At 72.1% G+C, this 16818-nt stretch carries 17 protein-coding genes; 11 read left to right on the top strand and 6 right to left on the bottom strand.

Annotated features, from left to right (window positions below; translation table 11 throughout):
* Positions 1-35: 35 nt before the first annotated feature.
* From trxB to VK501_RS05145, 3 genes are all read right to left on the bottom strand, one after another.
* Positions 36-1052, bottom strand: a complete 1017-nt coding sequence (trxB, locus tag VK501_RS05155) for a thioredoxin-disulfide reductase (protein ID WP_324335314.1) — start codon at positions 1050-1052, stop codon at positions 36-38.
* Positions 1053-1130: 78 nt separating this feature from the next.
* The gene (locus VK501_RS05150; protein ID WP_324335312.1) at positions 1131-2294 is read right to left on the bottom strand and encodes a lysylphosphatidylglycerol synthase transmembrane domain-containing protein; all 1164 of its coding nucleotides are present in this window, start codon (positions 2292-2294) and stop codon (positions 1131-1133) included.
* Between the two features lie 17 nt (positions 2295-2311).
* Positions 2312-3244, bottom strand: coding sequence for a phosphatase PAP2 family protein (locus VK501_RS05145; RefSeq protein WP_324335310.1), 933 nt, complete (start codon positions 3242-3244; stop codon positions 2312-2314).
* An 80-nt stretch (positions 3245-3324) separates the two neighbouring features.
* On the opposite strand from VK501_RS05145, the gene VK501_RS05140 reads away from it, so the two are divergent.
* Entirely contained in the window at positions 3325-5304 is a 1980-nt protein-coding gene (locus VK501_RS05140; RefSeq protein WP_324335308.1) for a protein kinase domain-containing protein, read from the top strand.
* A gap of 100 nt (positions 5305-5404) precedes the next feature.
* Here VK501_RS05140 and VK501_RS05135 read toward each other — a convergent pair whose 3' ends face one another.
* Positions 5405-6025, bottom strand: a complete 621-nt coding sequence (locus VK501_RS05135; RefSeq protein WP_414641075.1) for an FHA domain-containing protein — start codon at positions 6023-6025, stop codon at positions 5405-5407.
* Positions 6026-6212: 187 nt separating this feature from the next.
* Between VK501_RS05135 and VK501_RS05130 the strand changes: the two genes are divergently transcribed.
* The 5 genes from VK501_RS05130 to VK501_RS05110 are packed head-to-tail and all read left to right on the top strand — an operon-like array spanning position 6213 to position 10439.
* A complete protein-coding gene (locus tag VK501_RS05130; RefSeq protein ID WP_324335304.1) occupies positions 6213-6806 on the top strand; it encodes a sigma-70 family RNA polymerase sigma factor in 594 nt (197 codons plus the stop codon).
* A 55-nt stretch (positions 6807-6861) separates the two neighbouring features.
* Positions 6862-8994: a hypothetical protein gene (locus VK501_RS05125; RefSeq protein ID WP_324335302.1), complete on the top strand. Its 2133-nt coding sequence runs from the start codon at positions 6862-6864 to the stop codon at positions 8992-8994.
* A 14-nt stretch (positions 8995-9008) separates the two neighbouring features.
* The gene (locus VK501_RS05120; protein WP_324335300.1) at positions 9009-9560 is read left to right on the top strand and encodes a gamma-glutamylcyclotransferase family protein; all 552 of its coding nucleotides are present in this window, start codon (positions 9009-9011) and stop codon (positions 9558-9560) included.
* Between the two features lie 58 nt (positions 9561-9618).
* Positions 9619-9957 (top strand): metalloregulator ArsR/SmtB family transcription factor, encoded by a 339-nt coding sequence (locus VK501_RS05115; RefSeq protein ID WP_324335298.1) that lies wholly within the window; start codon positions 9619-9621, stop codon positions 9955-9957.
* Positions 9954-10439 carry an SRPBCC family protein gene (locus tag VK501_RS05110; RefSeq protein WP_324335296.1) on the top strand — a complete coding sequence of 162 codons (486 nt, stop codon included), beginning with the start codon at positions 9954-9956 and terminating at the stop codon, positions 10437-10439. The genes VK501_RS05115 and VK501_RS05110 overlap by 4 nt, the downstream gene beginning before the upstream one ends.
* Before the next feature lie 12 nt (positions 10440-10451).
* On the opposite strand, the gene VK501_RS05105 is transcribed toward VK501_RS05110, so the two are convergent.
* Entirely contained in the window at positions 10452-11198 is a 747-nt protein-coding gene (locus VK501_RS05105; protein ID WP_324335294.1) for a gamma-glutamyl-gamma-aminobutyrate hydrolase family protein, read from the bottom strand.
* A gap of 118 nt (positions 11199-11316) precedes the next feature.
* On the opposite strand from VK501_RS05105, the gene VK501_RS05100 reads away from it, so the two are divergent.
* From VK501_RS05100 to VK501_RS05080, 5 genes are all read left to right on the top strand, one after another.
* Complete coding sequence (locus VK501_RS05100; RefSeq protein WP_324335293.1) at positions 11317-12117, top strand: enoyl-CoA hydratase/isomerase family protein; 801 nt, start codon at positions 11317-11319, stop codon at positions 12115-12117.
* A 141-nt stretch (positions 12118-12258) separates the two neighbouring features.
* Positions 12259-13137: a cytochrome c oxidase subunit II gene (gene coxB, locus VK501_RS05095; protein ID WP_324335291.1), complete on the top strand. Its 879-nt coding sequence runs from the start codon at positions 12259-12261 to the stop codon at positions 13135-13137.
* Positions 13138-13160: 23 nt separating this feature from the next.
* Entirely contained in the window at positions 13161-14900 is a 1740-nt protein-coding gene (gene ctaD / locus VK501_RS05090; protein ID WP_324335289.1) for a cytochrome c oxidase subunit I, read from the top strand.
* 25 nt (positions 14901-14925) lie between these two features.
* On the top strand, positions 14926-15828 hold the full coding sequence (locus tag VK501_RS05085; protein WP_324335287.1) for a heme o synthase: 903 nt from the start codon (positions 14926-14928) through the stop codon (positions 15826-15828).
* Between the two features lie 133 nt (positions 15829-15961).
* Positions 15962-16201, top strand: coding sequence for a hypothetical protein (locus tag VK501_RS05080; RefSeq protein ID WP_324335284.1), 240 nt, complete (start codon positions 15962-15964; stop codon positions 16199-16201).
* A 73-nt stretch (positions 16202-16274) separates the two neighbouring features.
* On the opposite strand, the gene VK501_RS05075 is transcribed toward VK501_RS05080, so the two are convergent.
* The gene (locus tag VK501_RS05075; protein ID WP_349260973.1) at positions 16275-16700 is read right to left on the bottom strand and encodes a cyclic nucleotide-binding/CBS domain-containing protein; all 426 of its coding nucleotides are present in this window, start codon (positions 16698-16700) and stop codon (positions 16275-16277) included.
* Positions 16701-16818: the final 118 nt, after the last annotated feature.

Here is a 16818-nt window from a genome sequence, read left to right as displayed (position 1 = left end):
GCGGCGGGGCGGGGCGGTGTGGTAGCTGCCGTCGCTCATTGGGTGAGCGCGCGTTCGTCGGTGCGCACGGGTTCGGTGAGGGCGGCGTCGGTGGCGGGTGTGCCGGCGTGTTCGCGGTCGGCGAGGTAGCGCTCGGCGTCCAGGGCCGCGGCACAGCCGGAGCCGGCTGCGGTGATGGCCTGGCGGTAGGTGTGGTCGACCAGGTCGCCGGCGGCGAAGACGCCGGGGAGGTTCGTGCGCGTGGAGCGCCCGTCGACCTTGACGTAACCCTCGTCGTCGACGTCGATCACGCCTTCGACGATCTCGGACTGCGGCTCGTGGCCGATCGCGATGAACGCGCCGCCGATCTCGACGTCCTCGACCTCGTCCGTGCCGGCGTGCTTCAGGCGCGCGATGCGCTTGAACGGCCCGTCGCCCTCGTGGAACTCGATCGGCGCGTACGGGGTCTTGAACTCGATGTTCTCGAACGCGCGAGCGCGCTCGACCATGATCTTCGACGCGCGGAACTCGTCGCGGCGGTGCACGAGCAGGACCTTGCGGCCGAACTTGGCGAGGAACATCGCCTCCTCGAAGGCGCTGTCGCCACCGCCGACGACCATGATGACCTGGTCCTTGAAGAACGCGGCGTCACACGTGGCGCAGTAGCTGACGCCGGCGCCGGCGAGCTCCTGCTCGCCCGGCACGCCGAGCTTCTTGTGCTCGGCGCCCATCGAGAGGATCACCGAGCGGGCCTGGTAGACGTCGGAGCCCACGTGGACCTTGTGGATGCCGCCGGGCTCGGTGGCCAGCTCGACGGAGGTCGCCTGGTCGGTGAGGTAGCGCGTGCCGAAGTCCTCGGCCTGGTCGCGCAGCTTCTGCATCAGCTCGGGCCCGGCGATGCCGCCGGCCGGGAAGCCGGGGTAGTTCTCGACCTCGGTGGTCTGCTGGAGCAGCCCGCCCCACATGAAGCCCTCGATCACGAGCGGCTTGAGGTTCGCACGGGAGGTGTACAGCGCGGCCGTGTACCCAGCCGGTCCACTTCCGATGATGATCACGTTCTCGACGTCGGCCATGCGGTTGTCCTTCCCATCTGCAGTCACTTTACTTTGTATAGTAGCTACTACCGGACGTCCGTTACAGACGGTCCGGCCCTAGGCCTGCGCGGCCTGGACGGTCGTCTTGCGCGTCGCCCGCTCCTCCTTCCAGCGCGCCACGGTGCGTCGCAACTGGAAGTAGGCCACCGCGCCAGGGATCGTCGGCAGGTAGAACGCGAACAGCCGGTAGGTGAGGACCGCGACGACGATCGAGTCCTTGGTCTCGCCGCCGAACGCCACGAAGGCACCGATCATCCCGCCGTCGACCCCGCCGACGCCGCCCGGCAACGGCAGCAGGTTGGCGAGCATCCCGACGAAGTAGCCCATGACGATCACGGCCCAGGGCGGCGCCTCGCCGAACGCCTTGAACGACGCCCAGAGGATCGCGATGTTGAACCCCCAGTAGGCGATCGAGCCGGCCAGGGCCGGGTCGCCGCTGCGCACGAGGTTCACCGAGATGCGGATGCCCGAGGAGAGCGCGGCGGGCAGGTTGGACGCCTTCTGGGCGATGCGCGCCCAGCGGCCGTGCCGGCGCGCGTAGCCGTCCAGGCGCTTCTGCAGGTCGGGCGGCGTGAGCGACGCCAGGACCGCCAGCGCGAACGCGACGACGCCGATGATCGCGGGCAGCAGCGTGATCGCCCAGTCCTGCGAGCCCGGCAGGATCCCGAAGTAGAGCCCGAACCCGCCGACGACCACCGCCGCCATGTACACGCCGTAGGTCAGCACCAGGAACGCCAGCGTCTGGTCGGCCACCACCCGCTTGGGCATCCCGGCACGGCGCAGCGCCCACGCGGTCAGCGCGATCCCTCCGGCGCCGCCCGCGGCGAACACGCGCGTGGCGGCCAGGCCGGCCATGGTGATCTGGTAGCTCTCGACCGCGCTCAGCCGGAAGCCGTCGCGCACGTAGACGCCCTGGAACAGCAGGACGTAGCCGGCGAACGACAGCGCGGTGAACATCCCGGCGACCAGCAGCCAGAGCGGATCGCCCTGCTTGACCTGCTTCCACGTGTCGCCGAGACCGGCCAACTGCGGCAGGACGGCCGCCAGGAAGATGATGCACAGCACGACGAAGAGGCCACCGAGCACCACGGTGCGCCGCGTCACCTTGATGAGCGGCATCTCCTCGTCGTCGTCGACCTCGTCGTCGTCGGGCCTGGGCGGGCCCATGAGCTGCGCGGCGCGCGGGTCGTCGCGCGGCGGACGCGGCAGGGGCGTGGGCACGGGTGGCTCCGACGAGCTCACGCGCGCGCCCGCCGTTCCAGCTCCTGCAGCGTGCGGCCGATGGCGGCCGTGGCCGGCGACGCGTGGGGCGCCGCGGCGCGGATGCCCTCGGTCAGCGCGGCGCCGGCGAGCAGGTCGACGAGGTAGTGCTCGCCGAGGTAGACGAGGGCGAAGCCCAGGGTCAGGGCGTAGGTCCAGCCGATGGCGCCTTCGACCGGGCCCGCCTCCGCCAGGAGGTGGGCGGCCATCAGGGACGTCGCGAAGTGCAGGGAGGGCATGGCGGCCAAGGGGTTGCCTCCCAGGACACTGTAAAGAGGCTCCCACCCGTCTTTCCAGAACGCCTCGCCGTGCTCGACCATCATCCGGCGCACCGCGAGGTCCCCGCCCTCCCCGAGGCGGCCGTGCAGCGACGCGTACCAGGGCGGCGCGGTCGGCGCGCTCCAGTAGGCGATCAGGCCGAGGTCGAAGACGGCGTAGGTCAGCGCCGCGGTGCGCGGGAAGCGGTCGGGATGCCGGACCAGGACGTAGGCGACCGTGCCGTGCGGGAAGAGGAACCACAGCCAGTGCGACCACACGAGCACCTGGTCGCGCTTGCGGATCCGGCCCGGGGCGGCGAACCAGCGCTGCAGGCGCAGGTTCGGGATCTCGCCGAGCCCGAGGAGCCGGTCGATCCGCACCGGGTAGTCGAGGCGGACCCGGCGCTCGAGGGCCTCCGGATCGTCGTTGGGCATCTGGTAGGTGACCGTGTACGCGTACATCTGCAGCGCGCACAGCGCGACGTCGCGCTTGCGCGAGCGCGGCAGCGCCACGCTCAGGGCGAACGGCGCGGAGGCGGCGGCGGCCGTCACGAGCGGCGGTCGGATCCGTGCGCGCCGGCGGACGAGCGGGACCGCGACACCGACCGCGACGACGCCCCACGCGGCGGTGCGGACGGCAGAGGAGAGGCGCACGAGGCAGGCCACTCTAGTGCGCCGGCCGGACTCGACGGCGACGCGTGATCGCCGAGGCAGGCGATAGCGTCGCCCGTTGCGTGAGCCCGATCGACACAGAGCTGCAGGCCGGCGACGTCTTCGCCGGCCACCGCATCACCGGCCTGGCCGGTCGCGGCGGCATGGGCGTGGTGTACCGCGCCGAGCAGCTCGACCTCGAGCGGCCGGTGGCGCTCAAGCTCATCGCCACCCCGCTGGCCCGCGACGAGGACTTCCGCGAGCGCTTCGTCCGCGAGTCGCGCGCGGCGGCGGCGATCGACCACCCCAACGTCATCCCCGTGTACTCCGCGGGCGAGGAAGACGGCCGCCTCTTCCTCGCGATGCGCTACGTCGACGGCGAGGACCTGCGGACGCGCGTGCAGCGCGGCGGCCCGCTCAGCCCGCACGACGCGGCCGCCGTCATCGCCCAGGTCGCGGGCGCCCTCGACGCCGCGCACGCGCGGGGGCTCATCCACCGCGACATCAAGCCGGCCAACGTCCTGCTCGACGGCGACCACGCCTACCTCACCGACTTCGGGCTCACCAAGCGCCTGAGCGGCGAGACGACCATGACCGGCTCGGGCCGCTGGGTCGGCACGCTGGGCTACATCGCGCCCGAGCAGATCCGCGGCGTGCCGGTCGACGCGCGGGCCGACGTCTACGCGCTCGGCTGCCTGCTCTTCTACATCTTGACCGGGGTCGCGCCGTACCGCCGCGACTCCGACGAGGCCACGCTCTACGCGCACCTCAACGACCCCGCGCCCGACCCGCGGGCGCTGGAGACCGGCGTGCCCGACGGACTGGCCGCCGTCGTCGAACGGGCGCTGGCCAAGGACCCCGACGACCGCTTCCCGTCGGCGGGCGACCTCGGCCGCGCGGCGCTGGCGGCCGTGGGCGACGCCCCGCCGCCGCCGCCGGAGCGCGTCGTCGCCCGCGGCGCGGCGGCGCCCGGCGGCGCGGCCGACGAGGAGACCGCCGTCCCGGCCTCGGTCACCCCGACCGAGGTGCTGCCGGCGCGCCGGCGTACCCCGGCGCGCCCGCGCTCGTGGCTGGCCCCGATCCTCTCGCTGGCCGCGGGGGCGGCGATCGTCGTCGTCACGGTGCTGCTCATGAACGGCGGCGGCGGGTCCGGAAGCGCGCCCACCACGACGACCACCGCGCCGACCGGCACCGGCACGGCTCGCGCCGGGAAGGCCGTCCCGGTCGACCCGCGGCCGAATGCCATCGCCTACGCGCGCGGGCGAGTATGGGTGACCAGCGTGCGGACGGGCCGGCTGATCGGCCTGCCCGCCGACGGCGACGGCCCGCGCCGCACGATCAGGCTCCCGTGGAGCAGCGGCACGACGAGCGTCGCGTCGGGCTTCGGCTCGCTGTGGGTGACCAACGGCCAGCAGAGCCGGCTCGTGCGGATCGACCCGGTCAGCGGCAAGGTCCAGGGCGACCGGCTGCTCGGCTCGGGCGAGACCGTCGTCGTCGCGACCGGCGAGGGCGCGGTCTGGGTCGGCCGGCGCGCGATCAAGAGCACGGACCCGCCGTCGTCGATCGTCAAGGTCTCCCCCACCACCGGCGCGACGCAGATCATCCAGTTCGGCCAGGAGGGCATCAGCGACATCGCCGTCGGCGGCGGCTACGTCTGGGTGCCCAACCGGCGGCGCAACCGCCTCAGCCGGATCGACCCGTCGTCGGGCAAGCGCAGGAGCACGACCATCGGGCTGGGCCAGCACCGCGTGGCGTTCGGCATGAACCAGGTGTGGGTCACCAACTTCGACGACGGCACGGTCTCCCAGAACAACCGCTCGCTGACCAACCGCATCAACGACCCGCTCGAGGTGCGCGGACCGCTCGGCATCGCCGTGTCGAAGGACACCGTGTGGGTCGCCAGCAACCTCGACGACACGGTGGTCCGGCTCGACCGCGAGGGCCGGCCCGTCGGCGCCCCGATCCCGGTGGGTCGCAACCCATTCGCCATCACGGCCCACGGCACGAGCGCGTGGGTCACGAACCTGGGCAGCGGGACCGTGACGCGGATCGACCGGCCCTAGGGGAACGCTGGCCCAGGTGGCCAGGTTCCCTTGCGGGTGTTCGCCCAGGGGGCGAAACCCGCGGCCTGTTAGCGACCCGCGCTCCTAGGCGCCGCGCCTCCTACAGGTCGCGCTGCGTGAGCATGCCGCGCTGGAACGCCTCGGCGACCAGGCGGGAGCGCTTCTGGTTCTGCGGCAGCGATTCGATCCCGAACTTCTGGAAGAGCGAGCGCAGGTGGGCCTTCACGGCGTCGACGCTGAGGTGCAGCTCGCCGGCGATGTCCTGGTTGGTCGCCGGCGCGGCGAACTCGCCGTGCTTGTAGGGTCGCGCGAGCGCGACGAGCACCGCGCGCTGGGTCGGCGGCAGGTCGGCCAGCGCGACGGGCTCGCCGGCGACGACGGTGTGCTCGGCGGTCTCCTCGGAGTCCGGGCGCCGGTAGCCGAGCGTGGTGCGGCCGATGCGCACGACGTCGCCGTCGCGCAGCCGCGCGCGCCCGGAGATGCGCGTGCCGTTGACGAACGTCCCGTTGCGGCTGAGCCCGTCGTCGACGATCGTCCACTCGCCCGCGATGCACTCGAGCTCGGCGTGCAGCCGGCTGACCTCCGTGTCCCACGGCAGCGGGACGTCGTTGGTCTCGCCGCGGCCGACGCTGAGCCGCTCGCCGGCGAGGCGCAGCAGCTGCTGGCGGCCGCCGCCGTCGCGCAGCACGACGTACGGATCGCCGGCGCGCTCGGCGCTCAGGCGCTCCTGGAGCTCGGCGGGCGACGCGGCGTGGGCGGCGAGCGGGGAGTCGTCGGACACTGCCGTCCAGGGTAGTCCCAGCCCCTGACCGATGACCCCTAGGTGTGGACCGGCCTCACCTGGGGTGTGCAAGGTGTAGCCCCGGGGTCGCTGGTCGCGCGGCGCCGTCGGGGCGACCATGGTGAGCATGAACCCGGTCCTCACCTCCACCTCCAAGGCGCGTGCCCCGCGCGCCGGCTCGGCCACCGACGAGGCCCTTGTCGCCGCCGTCCGTGCAGGCTCGGATGCCGCCTTCTCCGCCATCGTCCGCCGCTACGAGCCGCAGCTGATGGCCTACGCCCGCCAGGTGCTCGGCGGCCGCCACCACGACGCCGAGGAATGCGTCCAGGACGCCTTCGTCCGCGCGCTGCGCTCGATCACCCACGGCGACGCCGAGATCGCGCTGCGTCCGTGGCTGCACGCCATCGTGCGCAACCGCTGCCTCGACCAGCTCCGCAAGCCCAACCGCACGACCGACCTCGACCCGCACGAGGCGTTCCTCGCCGACCACGGCCCGGGACCGGTCTCGACGATCGCCCGCCGCGAGCGGCTCGACGAGGTCGTCGGCGGCGTGGAGGCCCTGCCCGAGCGCCAGCGCCGAGCCTTGGTGATGCACGAGCTCGAGGACCGCTCGCACTCGCACATCGGCCGCGTGCTCGGCGTGTCGGCCGGCGCCAGCAAGGCGCTGGTCTGCCGCGCCCGGGCCGGCGTCGCGCAGGCCGTCGGCCGCGCCGCCGCCTGAGCCCCGCCTGCGGGCCGTGCCGGAGCGGCAGGTCGGCCGGTTACAGTCCCTGGGGATGAGCACCGTGCGGGCCGCCGAGCCCCCACCCGCGCCGCGGCGCGACCGCGACGCCCCGGCGCCATCGGCCGGCCGCGGCGTGTCTCCCTGGCTCCTGCTGGCCGGGCTGTACGTCGTGGCCGCCGCGCTCTACGTCGTGCTGGCGCTGCACTCGCCGCTGCCCGTGCTGTTCCCGGACGAGTTCCGGTACTCGCACCTCGCACGATCGCTGGCCGACGGCCAGGGCTTCGACTGGCGTGGCGCGCACGTCGACCAGTCGGCGGCGTTGTACGTGTACTTCCTCGCTCCGGCGTACGCGCTCCTGCACTCGACCGTCGACGCCTACCACGCGTCGAAGGTGCTCGGCACGCTCGTGCTGTGCGCCCAGGTCGTGCCCGTCTGGCTCCTCGCGCGCGAGCTCGTCGGCCCGCGCCTGGCGCTCGTGCCGGCCGCGCTCTCGGTCGCCGGCACGTGGATGCTGACCAGCGCCGAGACCGTCACCGAGGTCCTCGCGTTCCCGCTGGCCACCGCGGCGCTGTGCGTCGCGGTGATGGCGCTGCGACGCCCCGGCAGCCGCCTCGGGTGGCTGGCGCTCGGGCTCCTCGTCCTCGCCACGTGGGCGCGCATCCAGCTCGCGGTGCTCGTGCCGGCCCTGCTGGCCGCGTTCCTGCTCGACGCGCTGCGCGACCCCGCGCAGCGCCGGGTGCGGCTGATGGCCCATCGCCCGTACCTGCTGACGACGGCGACCGCGTTCCTCGGCCTCGCCCTGGTCGCGCTCGTCGTCCCGTCGGTGACCGGCGACTACGCCGGGTTCTTCGACCTGCGGCCCTCGCTGGGCCGCGTGCTGTCGAAGACCGGCCTGCAGCTGCTGGAGCTCGTGGCGCTCGGCGCGTTCGCGCCGGTGCTGCTGGCTGCGGGCGCGCTCGTCTCCCCGCGCGCGTGGCGCGACGACGCGACCGGCCCGCTGCTGGCGGTCTTCTGGCCCGCGGCGCTGGCGACCGCGCTGCAGAGCGGCTTCTTCCTCGCCGGCTACCCGCCGGCGGTCTCGGGCATCGGGCGCTACGTCACCTACGCCGTGCCGCTCGCGCTGATCCTCGCCACGCTGCTCATGACGCGCCCGCAGCTACTCACGCGCGCGTCGCTGGCCATCGCGGGGCTGCTGGCGCTCACGCTGCTGGCCCGGCCGGGCATCGAGATGATGGGCGAGGAGCGCGCGACGTGGGCGACGGCCTACCGCGTGCACCAGGTGCTCGGCCTCGGCACGGGCCTCGCGCTGACGGTCGTCGCGCTGGCGACGCTCGCCGTCGCGGCGGGGCTGTGGCGCCGGGGCGGCGCGCGTGCCGCGCTCGTGCTGGCGGCGGTGCTCGGCGCCGTCTTCGCGGTACAGGGCCAGGCGAGCTGGTGGCAGATGGACAAGACCGGCTCCTCGTTTCGCACCACGCTGCCGGCCGACCTCGAGTGGGTCGACCACCACACCGGCGGCCCCGTCGCCTTGCTGGGCATCACGCAGAACGCCCCGCAGTTCGACGACCTCGACTTCTTCAACCGCTCCATCACGCAGGCCTACGGCCCGAAGGCCGGGCTCGCCGGCCGCCGCGTGGAGGGCAAGATCTGCACGTTCCAGTTCGCGGTGTCCGGCGCGGTCGAGGTGCAGCCCGATTGCGGGCCGGTTCCCCACCGCTTCCTCATCAACGACCCGTCGGCGCGCGTGACGTTCCGCGACGAGATCCGGTCGGCCTCGCATCCGAACGTCGGCCGCCTGGTCGAGGTCGCCCCGGCGGCGATCCCGCGGGCGCAGTCGCTCGTGATCCTGCCGTGCCCGCGGCGCACGCCCGACTACCACTCCGACGTTCCCGACATCACGCCGCCGACCGTGCCGATCACCTGCCGCGCCGCGCTCACCGGGGCGCTGTGGCTCGACGCGCCCGCGACCGTGCAGGTCCGCTACCGCGGCGGCCGCGTGCCGCAGACCGTGACCGTCGCCGGCAAGGCCTACACCATCCCGGCCGGCCGTGACTCCACGGTGCGGTTCCCGGCGGCCACGGGCTACTCGCAGTTCACCGCCCAGCACGACTGGACCTCCAGCGCCGGCACGCCGCAGGTGCGGTCGGTCGCGCTGGTGCGCGGCGGCACGACGGTGCCGCTGACCTAGGATCGCGCGCGGTCGTGTCCCCCGCCCAGGTCTTCGGCTACGGCTCGCTGGTGACGGGCGCGGCGCGGATCGTCACGCTGCGCGGCCACCGGCGCGTCTGGGGCGTGGCCATGGACAACCGCGTCGCGGTGCCGGGATACAAGGTGTATGAGTTGCCCGACGGCACGCGGCCGCCGGTGTCGGTCGCGTTCCTCGACCTCGCGCCCGACGCCGGGACGGCGGTCAACGGCGGCCTGCTGCCCGTCGCCGACGCCGCGCTGGCCCGCCTCGACGAGCGCGAGCGCCAGTACGAGCGCCTCGACGTGACCGCCGCCGTCGCCCCCGCGGTCGCGGACGGCGACGGGCCGGTGTGGGCCTACGTCGGGCGGGCGCCGGGGCGGGCGCGCGTGGCGGCGGGCCGCGCGGGAACGGCTGAGGTCGTCGTGCAGCGCGCCTACGCCGAGCTCGTCGAGGCCGCGTTCGCGTCGCTCGGGGCGGCCGAGTTCGCGCGCTACCGGGCGAGCACCGAGCCGCCGCCGTTCCCGCTCGCCGAGCTGGCGCGCGTCGATCTTCCCGGCTCCCCTTGACACGCCGCGGCGCCTCGCGTATAAAACCAATTGGTTATCTAACCACCAGGTTAACTTCATGGCCATCGACCCCCTCAGCGCCACCTTCTCCGCCCTCGCCGACCCCACCCGCCGCGCGATCCTCGCCCGCCTCACGGCGGGCGAGGCCACGGTCAAGGAGCTGTCGGCGCCGTTCGCGATGAGCGGGCCCGCGATCTCCAAGCACCTGCGGGTGCTGGAGCGCGCCGGGCTCATCACCCGCGGCCGCGACGCGCAGTGGCGTCCGTGCCGGCTCGACGCGACGCCGCTGAAGGAGGTCTCGAAGTGGGCGGAGGAGTACCGCCGCTTCTGGGACGAGAGCTACGAGCGCCTGGACGACTACCTCAAACGACTGCAGGACGAGGAGAGCAAGCCATGAGCAGCACCACCCGCAACGGCGACACGACGTTCACGACGCCGAGCGATCGCGAGATCGTCATCACCCGCAGCTTCGACGCCCCGCGCGAGCTCGTGTTCGCGGCGTTCACGCAGCCCGAGCACCTGCCCAACTGGATGGGCCCGGCCATCTTCACCATGGTCACGTGCGAGATCGACCTGCGCGTGGGCGGCACCTATCGCTGGGCCTGGAGCGGCTCGGACGGCGCGGTGATGGCCATGGGCGGCACGTACCTCGAGGTGTCGCCGCCCGAGCGAATCGTGGCGGTCGAGTCGTTCGACGACTTCCCGGGCGAGACGCGCAACACGATCGTCTTCACCGAGCAGGACGGCCGCACGACCGCGACGGTCACGGTCCTCTACGACTCCCCGGAGGCCCGCGACGCCACGCTCGCGTCGGGCATGAAGGACGGCATGACCGAGGGCTACGAGCGCCTCGAGGAGCTGCTCCGCTCGCTGGCGTAGCCGCGTTCGGCGCTACGCGGCGCGGGCTGCTCCGACGGCCCGCGCCCGCGCCTCGTCGACCAGCGAGCCGATGAGCCGGCTCGTCTCGTCGACCTCCGGGTGCCACTGGACGCCGAGGACGTAGCGGCGGTCGGGCAGCTCGATCGCCTCGGGCAGGTCGTCCAGCGCGGAGTGGCCGGTCACGACCAGCCCCTCGCCCACCGCGTCGACGGCCTGGTGGTGGTGGCTGAGCGTGCGGTGCGACTCCTCGCCCACGGCCCGCGCCGCCAGCGAGGCGGACTGCAGCCGCACGAGGTGGTCATTGCCGTCGAAGGTGCCGGAGGTGCGGCGGTGGTCGTCGTGGCCGTGGCTCTCGGGCAGGTGCTGCAGCAGCGTGCCGCCACGGGCGACGTTGAGCACCTGCATCCCGCGGCAGATGCCGAGGAACGGGAGGTCGCGCTCGATCGCGCGGCCGGCCAGGGCCAGCTCGAACGCGTCGCGCTCGGGGTTGGTGCCCACGGTCTCGGGGTGGCGCTCGGCGCCGTAGGCGGCGGGGTCGACATCGGAGCCGCCGGCCAGGATCAGCCCGTCGAGCAGGTCCAGCAGCTCGTCGGGATGGTCGACGGCGCGCGGGTCAGGCGGCAGCAGCAGGGCGATGCCGCCGGCGCGCTGCACGGCGTCGCCGTATTCGCGCGGCAGCAGGTGCGCGGGCTGATCCCACGCAGCCCAGCGCGCCCGCTCGATCGCGGCGCACAACCCGATCACCGGTCTGTCGGCCATACCCCCACGTTAACGGGGCCAGGCCCCGCAACGAAACGGCAACCCCGCAACGGGGCCAGGCCCCGCAACGGCTTCGCGACGAACGTGCGTCGTCGGGCTCGCCCATAGGATCCGCGCCATGAGCGAGTTCGCGACGATCAACGTCCACCGGCGCGGCGGCGCGGCCACCATCGAGCTGTCGCGCCCGGAGTCGATGAACGCGTGGAACAAGCAGTTCGGCCTCGACCTGCGCGCGGCCGTGGAACAGGTCGCTCAGGACGACTCGGTGCGCGCGGTCTGCATCACGGGCGCGGGTCGCGGGTTCTCGTCGGGCGCCGACCTCAAGGATCTCAGCGGCGAGGAGCTCAGCGCGCAGGGGCGGCCCGACGTGCAGAAGGCGCTGACCGAGCGCTACCACCCGATCATCACCGGCGTGCGGACCATGCCCAAGCCGGTCGTCGCCGCCGTCAACGGCCCGGCGGTCGGCATCGGCCTCTCGCTCGCGCTGGCCGCCGACCTCGTCGTCGCCAAGGAGTCGGCGTACTTCCTGCTGGCGTTCGTGAACATCGGGCTCGCCCCCGACGGCGGCTCGTCGCTCTTCGTCCCGGAGCGGGTTGGTTTCACACGCGCGGCCGAGATGGCGATGCTCGGCGAGCGCGTCGGCGCGCGGCAGGCCGCCGAATGGGGGCTGATCAACCGCGCCGTGGCCGACGACGCCTTCGACGCCGAGGTCGAGGCGCTGGTGGACCGCCTCGCCGCCGGCGCGACCGCGGCCCACGCCGCCATCAAGCGCCAGCTGAACGCCTGGCTCTTCGCGCGCATGGAGGGGCAGCTCGAGCTCGAGGCCGGGATCCAGCAGGAGATGGCGCACTCCGACGACTTCATGGAGGGCGTGTCGGCGTTCCTGCAGAAGCGCCCGGCCGAGTTCCAGGGTCGATGACCGTCCGGCCGGCGACATCGAACACCCGTACGGTGCCGAACCGAGTCCGCCCGCGCCTGCCCCTGTCGGCGAGCGGCCGCCCCGTGCCGGTTCATGAATAGAATCCCCGCCGCCTTGGACACCTCTCGCCTTCGCAACCTCATGACTTCGCGCCGACTGCTCCTCACCCTGCTCGTCGTAGTGACCGGCGCACTCGTGCTCGCCCCGATCGCTTCGGCCGACCTCTGGTCCCCCGAGTCGGGTGGATCGCCGAACGCCGACGACATCGACTGGCTCTACAAGTTCGTCTTCGCCGTCGCGATCATCGTCTTCGTGGGCGTGGAGGGCGTGCTCCTCTACTCCGTCTTCAAGTTCAAGGCCCGCAAGGGCGCCGTCGCCGCGCAGATCCGCGGCAACACGCGCCTGGAGATCGGCTGGACCGTCGGCGCCGCGGTGATCCTCGTGATCCTCGCCACGCTGACGTTCGTCAAGCTCGACGACATCCGCAACCCGCCCGACAGCGGCCCCGACGGGCTGCAGCTGGCCGACACGAGCCGTCGCCTGCCGCCCAACGGCAAGTCGCTGAACATCTGCGTCAACGGCCAGCAGTACATCTGGCGCTACACGTACGCCGACGACTGCCGCACGGGCAAGAACCTCGGCGCGCCGTTCGCCTACGAGGAGATGGTCGTCCCGGTCAACACGACGGTGACGCTCGACATCGGCTCCCAGGACGTCGCCCACTCCTGGTGGATCCCGAAGCTCGGCGGCAAGTTCGACGCCATCCCCGGCTACACCAACCACACGTGGTTCAAGGTCCCCGGCAAGTTCGGCCTCAAGCCGGGCGGGACCGTCTTCTTCGGCCAGTGCGCCGAGCTCTGCGGCCGCAACCACGCCAACATGACCGCCCGCGTCCGCGCCGTGTCGGTCGACGAGTACCAGCGGTGGCTCGAGCAGCGCAAGACCGACATCAAGGCCGCCGAGGAAGCCGCGGCCGCGGAGCGCAAGAAGCTGGACAGCTCCACCACCCAGACCCCGTAGTCCCGAGGACCTGACTGACTCGCATGGCCGCCACCGTCGAAGCTCCCACCACCACCGTCGCGCCCCTTCCCCAGGTCGTCGCGCACAGGGTCGAGCCGGCCCCCACCGGCTGGACGTCGTGGGTCACCACGACCGACCACAAGCGCATCGGGATCATGTACTTGGTCCTGACGTTCGGGTTCTTCATCCTGGGCGGCGTCGAGGCACTGCTCATCCGCCTGCAGCTCGCGGTCCCGAACAACGACCTGCTGACGCCGCAAACCTACAACGAGCTGTTCACGATGCACGGGACGACGATGATCTTCCTGTTCGTCGTGCCGGTCATGGCCGGGTTCGGCAACTACTTCGTGCCGTTGATGATCGGCGCGCGCGACATGGCCTTCCCGAAGCTCAACGCGCTGTCGTTCTGGCTCCTGGCGGCCGGTGGCCTCGTCTTCTACGCCTCGATCTTCTTCAGCCCGCCCGAGTGCGGCTGGACCTGCTACTCGCCGCTGAGCGACACCGACTACCTGCCCTCCGGCGGCGTCGACGCGTGGATCTTCCTCATCCACCTCACCGGCCTGAGCTCGCTGGTCGGCGCGATCAACTTCTACGCGACGATCGCGAACATGCGCGCGCCCGGCATGGGCTGGGGCCGCCTGCCGCTGTTCGTCTGGGCGATCCTCACCTACGCGGTACTGCTGATCCTCGCGCTGCCGGTCATCGCGGCCGCGGTCACGCTGCTGCTGACCGACCGCCACTTCGGCACGCACTTCTACGACCCGACCAACGGCGGCTCGCCGTTGCTGTGGCAGCACCTCTTCTGGTTCTTCGGCCACCCCGAGGTGTACATCATGGTGCTGCCGGGCTTCGGCATCATCTCCGAGGTCCTGCCGGTCTTCGCCCGCAAGCCGATCTTCGGCTACAAGGCGATCGCCGCGGCGACGCTGGTCATCGCCTTCCTCGGCCTCCTCGTGTGGGCGCACCACATGTTCACGACGCCGAGCCCGTCGCTGGTCCTGATCTTCTTCATGATGAGCTCGTTCCTCATCGCGGTGCCCACGGGCGTCAAGATCTTCAACTGGATCGCGACGCTCTGGCGAGGGACGATCGAGTACACGACGTCGCTGCTGTTCGCGGTCGGCTTCATCGGGACGTTCCTGATCGGCGGCATCACCGGCATCTTCGTCGCCGTGTTCCCCGTCGACTGGCAGCTGCACGACACCTACTTCATCGTCGCGCACTTCCATTACGTGCTCATGGGCGGCGCGGTGTTCGCGATCTTCGCGGGCCTCTACTACTGGTTCCCGAAGATGTCGGGCCGCATGCTGGGCGAGGGCCTGGGCAAGACCAGCTTCTGGCTGATGCTCATCGGGTTCCACACCACCTTCCTGGTGCAGCACTCCGCGGGCATGGAGGGCATGCCGCGACGGATCTACGAGTACTCAGACATCCAGGACCTCGCGATCCTGAACCTGATCTCGACGATCGGCGCCTTCATCCTCGGCCTCGGCATCCTCGTGACCGCGATCAACGTGCTCGTGTCGCTCAAGAAGGGCCCGATCGCCGGGCCCGACCCGTGGAAGGGCAACACGCTCGAGTGGTTCACCACCTCGCCGCCGCCCGTCAACAACTTCGACGCCGTGCCCCGCATCCGCTCCGTCGAGCCGATGAAGGACATCCGTCGCCAGGTGCTCGCGCAGACCGGCGGCAACGTCGACCCGTCGTCGCCCACGCCGGTCGAGGCAGGTCGCCTCGCCGCCCACGGCGGCGACGAGCACTAGGACCGGGCGGTAGGCTCGCCACGCCATGGAGGCATCCCCCGCAACCACCGCCGCACTGCCGGCATCGGGTGTCCGTCAGGTCGCCGCCGACCTGCTGGCGCTGACCAAGCCCAAGGTCCAGTCGCTGCTGCTGCTGACGACCGTGATTACCATGCTCGTCGCCGGCACCCCGTCCATCGGGCTGATCCTGGCGACGTGCCTGGGCGGCTACCTGTCGGCCGGCGGGGCCGGGGCGGTCAACCACTGGTACGACCGCGACATCGACGCCCAGATGGCCCGCACGGCCACGCGGCCGATCCCGGCCGGGCGCATCGCCCCCGCGACGGCGCTGTGGTTCGGCATCGGGCTGGCGATCCTGGCGTTCGTCTGGCTCACGCTGACGACCAACGTCCTCGCGGCCGCCCTGTCGTTCTCCGGGTTCCTGGGCTACACGCTGATGTACACCGTGTGGCTCAAGCGCCGCACGTGGCAGAACATCGTGTGGGGCGGCGCCGCGGGCGCCGTGCCGCCGCTGGTCGGCTGGGCCGCCGTCACCGGCGAGCTCACGGGCCTGCCGATCTACCTGTTCGCGATCGTCTTCTTCTGGACGCCTCCGCACTTCTGGGCGCTGTCGCTCCTGATGAAGGACGAGTACGCGAAGGTCGGCGTGCCGATGCTGCCGGTCGTGCGCGGCGAGGACGAGACGCGCCGCCAGATCCTGCTCTACAGCGTGCTGCTGTACGCCGTGACCCAGCTGCCCTTCTGCGGCGGCGGCGGGCTCGACGCCATCTACCTCGTCGCGTCACTGGTGCTCGGGGTCGTGTTCGTGGGCCTCGCCGCGCTCCTGAAGCGCCAGGCCGACCGCAAGGCCGCTCTGCGCCTCTACCTGTTCTCGCTCCTCTACCTCGCGCTGCTGTTCGTCGCGATGGTGGCGGACGTCAAGCTGTAGCCCCGTCTGGGAGAATCCGAAGCCGTATGGATCGCAACCTCGCCCGTAAGAACGTGCGCACCGGCCTCATCGCGGGGGCCGTCTGCTTCGTCATGTTCGGCCTGACCTTCGTCGCCGCCGCGGTGTACGTCTCGTGAGCCCGGTCGATCCGAAGCTCCCCGACGTCGGCGAGGAGATCCACCTCCCGGGCGGCTCGATCCAGCCGCTGCTGCTGACGGTCGGCATCACGATCGCGCTCGTCGGCGTGACCGTCTCGACCGTCCTCGTCGTCACGGGCCTCATCCTGACCGTGTGGACGCTGATCCGCTGGATCGCGGACACGCGTCGCGACATCGCCGAGCTGCCCGCCCATCACGAGGGCGGCGAGGACTAGCGCCAGAAGGGCGGGCGCCAGAAGCCCCCGCCCTCCGTCGGCGCCCGGGCCTCCCCCGGCCCAGCGGGCGCTTTCAGCGCACCTGTGCCCCGGCTGGTGCGCTCTCCGGCACGTCGCAGATCGCTCCGTCGTCGGTCCAGCAGCGCACGACGTCGCGCACCGACAGGACCCCGACGATCTCCCCCTGGTCGTAGACGATCAGGTGGCGGAAGCTGCCGCGCACCATCGCGACGGCGGCCTCCTCGAGCGACCACTCCGGCGCCGCGTAGACGACATCGCTGGTCAGGTGGTCGGCCACGACCTCGGTATCCGGGTCCTGACCGCGGCCGATCGAGTCGAGCACGTCGCGCTCGGTCAGGATGCCCGGGCCAGCGGCGTCGGGATCGAGCACCACGGCGGCGCCGACGTGGCGCGAGGACATCTGCCTCGCCGCCTCGCGGAGCGTGTGGCCCGGTCCCACGGTGAGGACCATGCTGCTCATTCCGTCGCGAACCTGCATGCCGTGCTCGTTCCCTTCCGTCGATCAGCTTGCAACGATTGCCTCAAGCTTCAATCTATCATCGGCGCGGGCATCCGCCAACGTGCTCGATGATCCGATCGGCAGCTCCGGACGTACT

It is taken from the genome of Baekduia sp. (assembly GCF_035318805.1).
Taxonomy (GTDB): domain Bacteria; phylum Actinomycetota; class Thermoleophilia; order Solirubrobacterales; family Solirubrobacteraceae; genus Baekduia.
This window is presented reverse-complemented; position numbering and strand designations above follow the sequence as displayed.

What these genes read in the sequence shown, in the direction of transcription:
- trxB (WP_324335314.1), bottom strand. Translation starts at nt 1,052, where the DNA reads ATGGCCGACGTCGAGAACGTGATCATCATCGGAAGTGGACCGGCTGGG.
- VK501_RS05130 (WP_324335304.1), top strand. Translation starts at nt 6,213, where the DNA reads ATGAACCCGGTCCTCACCTCCACCTCCAAGGCGCGTGCCCCGCGCGCC.
- VK501_RS05125 (WP_324335302.1), top strand. Translation starts at nt 6,862, where the DNA reads ATGAGCACCGTGCGGGCCGCCGAGCCCCCACCCGCGCCGCGGCGCGAC.
- VK501_RS05115 (WP_324335298.1), top strand. Translation starts at nt 9,619, where the DNA reads ATGGCCATCGACCCCCTCAGCGCCACCTTCTCCGCCCTCGCCGACCCC.
- VK501_RS05110 (WP_324335296.1), top strand. Translation starts at nt 9,954, where the DNA reads ATGAGCAGCACCACCCGCAACGGCGACACGACGTTCACGACGCCGAGC.
- VK501_RS05105 (WP_324335294.1), bottom strand. Translation starts at nt 11,198, where the DNA reads ATGGCCGACAGACCGGTGATCGGGTTGTGCGCCGCGATCGAGCGGGCG.
- VK501_RS05100 (WP_324335293.1), top strand. Translation starts at nt 11,317, where the DNA reads ATGAGCGAGTTCGCGACGATCAACGTCCACCGGCGCGGCGGCGCGGCC.
- coxB (WP_324335291.1), top strand. Translation starts at nt 12,259, where the DNA reads ATGACTTCGCGCCGACTGCTCCTCACCCTGCTCGTCGTAGTGACCGGC.
- ctaD (WP_324335289.1), top strand. Translation starts at nt 13,161, where the DNA reads ATGGCCGCCACCGTCGAAGCTCCCACCACCACCGTCGCGCCCCTTCCC.
- VK501_RS05085 (WP_324335287.1), top strand. Translation starts at nt 14,926, where the DNA reads ATGGAGGCATCCCCCGCAACCACCGCCGCACTGCCGGCATCGGGTGTC.
- VK501_RS05075 (WP_349260973.1), bottom strand. Translation starts at nt 16,700, where the DNA reads ATGCAGGTTCGCGACGGAATGAGCAGCATGGTCCTCACCGTGGGACCG.